3 protein-coding genes are annotated in these 5,004 nt (G+C 62.4%); 2 read left to right on the top strand and 1 reads right to left on the bottom strand.

The window, feature by feature from the left end:
• Window positions 1–944: RNA degradosome polyphosphate kinase (locus ADK28_RS26075; protein WP_048797061.1), on the bottom strand; the 944-nt coding region annotated here is incomplete at its 3' end.
• 396 nt (window positions 945–1,340) lie between these two features.
• Here ADK28_RS26075 and ADK28_RS26070 point away from each other — a divergent pair.
• Window positions 1,341–3,500 carry an ABC transporter permease subunit gene (locus ADK28_RS26070; protein ID WP_048797060.1) on the top strand — a complete coding sequence of 720 codons (2,160 nt, stop codon included), beginning with the start codon at window positions 1,341–1,343 and terminating at the stop codon, window positions 3,498–3,500.
• A partial coding sequence (pstA, locus tag ADK28_RS26065; RefSeq protein WP_048797059.1) for a phosphate ABC transporter permease PstA occupies window positions 3,497–5,004 on the top strand: 1,508 nt, incomplete at its 3' end. The genes ADK28_RS26070 and pstA, both read left to right, overlap by 4 nt.

The following is a 5,004-nucleotide window of genomic DNA, read 5'->3' as shown; positions in this document are numbered from 1 at the left end:
GGCTTGTTGACCAGGTTGGCTTTGCCGACGTTCGGGAAGCTGATGAAATCTTTAAAGTTGTGGTAGCGGCCGCCGGCGATCACCGAATCGTAGTTGGAGATGCCCAGCTTGCCGCGCAGCAGCTCCACCATTTCGTTCGGCATGTCGCGCTGATAAACGAAGCGCACCGGTTCGGCGGTGAGGCGCTGTTTCAGGCTGGAGGACATCAGTTCCAGCAGGCTGGATTCCATTTCGGTCACCAGATCGTACTCGGCGTCACGGGTCATCTTCATCGAATAGGCGTTGAGCGCGTCGTAGTCGAAGAAGCCCTTGAAGATATCGTCCAGGCAGTAGCGCAGGATGTTGTCGAGCAGGATCATCGGCTTGCGGCGGCGCGGCGCTTCCGGCGGCAGATTGACGAAGCGCGGCACCTTGTCCGACGGGATCTCCAGCAGCGCATAGTCAGTGCGCGCGCCGCGGATAATCTCCACCGCCAGATAGGTGTAATCGTCTTTCAGGAACTGCACCAGGTTGGTGTCGTGGTTGATCAGGATCGGCGTGATGTGCTGGCGCAGGTGCTGTTTGAAATATTGCCGCAGCCAGATTTGCTGGTTCTCGGACACCTGGCGTTCGTTGATCAGGAAGATCTGGTTGCGCGCCATTTCCAGCAGCAGATCGTTGTACAGACCGTCGAACTCCTGATCGGTTTTCAGCACCTTGGCCTGGATCTTTTTCAGCAGATGGCGTGAGGAACCGGCGGAGCCTTGCTCTTCGCTGATCAGGATGCGCCGTTTGAGATCGGCGAAGCGGACTTTATAGAACTCGTCGAGGTTGTTGGAGTAAATGCCCAGAAAACGCATACGTTCAATCAGGGGATTGCTCTTATCTGCGGCTTCCTGCAACACGCGCTCATTAAAGGATAACCAGCTTAGTTCTTTTTCGATGTAGAGCTTTTCCTGACCCATTGCCACTCCAGTTCAAATTTAGAATAGGATCCGGGACGCAGCGCCCGGATGCCGCTCTAGTGTCCTTCATCATTATTGCGAGAGATTGACAGGAAAGTCCAACATATCCATTGCGTTGGCGCGCGGCGTTTTTCGGCGGCAATAAATTTTCTCAGAGGTGGGGCGCCAGGTGGCGAAATGAACAGCAGGAAATGACGATTAGCAGACTTATCCTTGGTGATATTAAGCGTGTTTACGTTCATTTTTCAGCAATATATCAAAGCCATATTGTCTTTTTGCAGTGTAAAAAACCTGGGTTATGGTGGGTAACTTTGTCATGCAAACGTCATAAAACTGACATAAGATGCCCGGTTATCTTACGGCGCAAGCCCGATTACATCAGCGACAGCGAGACACATGATACAGACGACGGCCAATCAACATCCCCGAGATCGCATGCGCGGGCGCATCGACCGCGGCGTGCAGGCGGCAGTGACCGCCAGCGGGCTGATGGTGCTGATGACGTTGATGCTGATCTTCGTTTATCTGCTGTTTGCGGTGCTGCCGTTGTTCAAACCGGCCTCACTCGGCCAGGCGCAGCCGCTGCCGCTCACGGTATCGGCCCCGGCGCTGGCGCTGGGCATGGACGTGCAGCAGCGCGTCGGTTATCGCATCGACGCGCAGGGCACGGGGCAATTTTATCGCCTGGCGCCAGCGCCGAGCGGCCAGGCCCAGACGCCGCTGGCGCAGCAGACGCTGTTGGCCAAACCGACGCTGCTCGCGCAGGCCGCCGGCGAGCGCGATCTGTTTGCGTTGGCGCAGGCTGACGGCCGGTTGGTGGTGGCGCGCGCGGATTTCGCCACGGCGGAAAATGGCCGGCCGCAGTGGCAGTTCCCGCTCGGGCAGCAGCCATTGGCGCTGGATCCACAGCGCAAGCCGCTGAAACTGCTGTCGCTGGCGGATGCGCATCGCGGGCAGTATCTGCTGGCCGGAGTGACCGACGATCGGCGGCTGGTGTTCGGCCGCTTCAGCCCCGACCGGCCGCCACAGTTTAGCGAGCGGCCGCTGGAGCACGACGGGGAGCAGCTGGTGCTGACGCCGGATGGCCGCCAGCTTTATCTGCTGACCGGCAACCGGCTGGCGCGTTATCAGATCGACGGCGCACAGGTGCAGCTGCGTGAAACGCGTACCCTTGGCGAACATGCGCCGTATCAGATGACGGCGCTGCCCGGCGGCAGCGCGCTGCTGATCAAGGGCGCCGACGGCAATCTGCGCGAGTGGTTCGAGGTGGAAAAAGATCGGCGCTGGCGCCTGACGCCGGTGCAGCATTTCGACCACGGCGCCGACGGGCAGGAGCTGACGGTGGCTGAGCCTTACCGCCGGGTGTTCGCCACCCTGCGGCCCGATGGCGGCTTCTCGCTGTTCTCCGCCATTCAACCGCAGCCGCTGCTGAATACCCGTTTGGGCGCCGAGGTGCGGCAGANGCGCGGCGATGGCCTGCTGTTGGAGAGCGCGCAGGGCTGGCAGCGCTATGCGCTCGACAATCCGTATCCGGACGTCACCTGGCGTTCGTTGTGGGGCAAGGTGTGGTACGAGAACTACCCGCAGCCGGCCTATGTCTGGCAGTCCACCTCCGGCGAAGACAGTTACCAACCCAAATTCAGCCTGATGCCGGTGATCTTCGGCACCTTTAAGGCGGCGGCTTACGCGATGCTGTTCGCCATCCCGCTGGCCTTGGCCGGCGCCATCTATACCGCTTACTTTATGACGCCGGGGCTGCGGCGGGTGATCAAACCGGCTATCGAAGTGATGGGCGCGCTGCCGACGGTGGTGATCGGGCTGGTGGCCGGCATTTGGCTGGCGCCGATCATCGAGCAGTATCTGTTGGCGGTGCTGGCGTTGCCGCTGCTGTTGGCGGCGGCGGTGTTGCTGTGCGGGGCGTTGACCCATCGCTTTATGCCGCGCTGCCGGCCGGGCGTCGATCTGCTGTTGCTGTTGCCGCTGCTGGCGTTGACGGTGTGGCTGGCGCTCAGCCTGGGGCCGCGGCTGGAGGTGGCGTTATTCGGTGAGCCGCTGCATTTCTGGCTGGGGGATAATTATGATCAGCGCAATGCGCTGGTGGTGGGCGTGGCGATGGGCTTCGCGCTGGTGCCGATCATCTTCTCGCTGGCGGAGGACGCGCTGTTCAGCGTGCCGGCGACCCTGAGCCAGGGTTCTTTGGCGCTGGGCGCCACCCAGTGGCAGACGGTGATCAAGGTGGTGCTGCCATCCGCCAGCGCCGGCATTTTCTCCGCGCTGATGATCGGCTTTGGCCGCGCGGTGGGGGAAACCATGATCGTGCTGATGGCCACCGGCAACACGCCGATTATCGACGGCAGCCTGTTCCAGGGGCTGCGCGCGCTGGCGGCCAACATCGCCATTGAAATGCCGGAGGCGGTCTCTGGCAGCAGCCATTACCGCGTGCTGTTCCTGACTGCGCTGGTGCTGTTTGTCTTCACCTTCGTGTTCAACACGCTGGCGGAGGCGGTGCGCCTGCGGTTGCGCAAGCGTTACACGCCGAATCAGGAGGCGCCATGAAGAGCTGGGTGAAGAGCGGGTCGCCGTGGGTGTGGCTGACCGCCGGTTCGGTGGCCGTCAGCCTGTTGGCGCTGATCGGCATTCTGTTGCTGCTGGCCGGGCAGGGGATGCGCTATTTCTGGCCGAGCCCGGTTTATCAGTTCGAACTGAATCAGAACGGCGCCGGGCCGGTGACGGTGATCGGTGAGTTGTATCAGCAGCAAAGCATTTCGCGCCGACAATTGTCGGAGGCGGGCGTCACGCCACCGGGCGAGGCGCAGAGCGTCGAACGCTATCTGATTAAGGTCGGCAACCGCGAGCGCGAGGGGCAGGATTTCCGCACGCTGCTGGCCAGAGACATCCGCAGCCAAAGCACGCCGCGCAGCCTGCTGGTGCTGGAGCGTGATAGCCACGGCACCGCCTACGGCTATCTGGCAGGGCTGCTGGAGGATGGGCAACCGCTGACCGGCCGCAATCTGGGGCAGGCGCTGCAGCAGCGGCTGCCGCAAATCGCCGCGCTCTCGCGCCAGGCGCACGACATTCAATTCCGCGACATGGCGCGCATCAATCAGCAGTTTGACGAGCTGCGGCTGCGGGAAAAGCGCCTGCAGCGCGACGATAAGCTGGATGCCCGCGCGCAGGACGCCATCAAGGCCGAACGGCTGGAGCTGCAGCGGCAGTATCAGCTGCTGTCCGAACGTCTGGCGGGGCTGAACCGCGATCGCCAGCGCGACGCGCTGCTGCTGCGCGACATGCACGGGCAGACGTTGACCATTCCGCTCAGTCAGGTGCGCGATGCCTGGTACCCGAACGCCATGAACACCGTCGAGAAGCTGGCGCACTGGGGCGAGCAGGTGAAGAAGTTCCTCACCGACAGCCCGCGCGAAGCGAATACCGAAGGCGGGGTGTTCCCGGCCATTTTCGGCACGGTGTTGATGGTGATCCTGATGTCGATCGTGGTGATGCCGTTTGGCGTGATCGCGGCGGTATATCTGCACGAGTATGCCGGCAACAATCTGCTGACGCGGGTGATCCGCATCGCGGTGGTCAACCTGGCCGGCGTGCCCTCGATCGTCTACGGCGTCTTCGGCCTCGGCTTCTTCGTTTATATGATCGGCGGCACGCTCGATCAGCTGTTCTATCCTGAATCCTTGCCCAACCCGACTTTCGGCACGCCCGGCGTGCTGTGGGCGGCGCTGACGCTGGCGCTGCTGACGCTGCCGGTGGTGATCGTCGCCACCGAGGAAGGGCTGTCGCGCATTCCCACCTCGCTGCGGCAGGGCTCGATGGCGCTGGGCGCCAGCCGAGCCGAGACGCTGTGGCGCATCGTGCTGCCGATGGCGGCGCCGGCGATGATGACCGGCCTGATCCTGGCGGTGGCGCGCGCCGCCGGGGAGACCGCGCCGCTGATGTTGGTGGGGGTCGTGAAATCGGTGCCGGTGCTGCCGGTGGACGAGATTTTCCCGTATCTGCACCTGGAGCGGAAGTTCATGCATTTGAGCTTCCAGATCTACGATATGGCATT

The organism is Serratia sp. 506_PEND (assembly GCF_001076875.1).
In the GTDB taxonomy this organism is placed as follows: Bacteria; Pseudomonadota; Gammaproteobacteria; order Enterobacterales; family Enterobacteriaceae; genus Serratia; species Serratia marcescens.
Note: the sequence above shows the minus strand (reverse complement) of the source record. Positions and strands in the feature narration are given on the sequence as shown.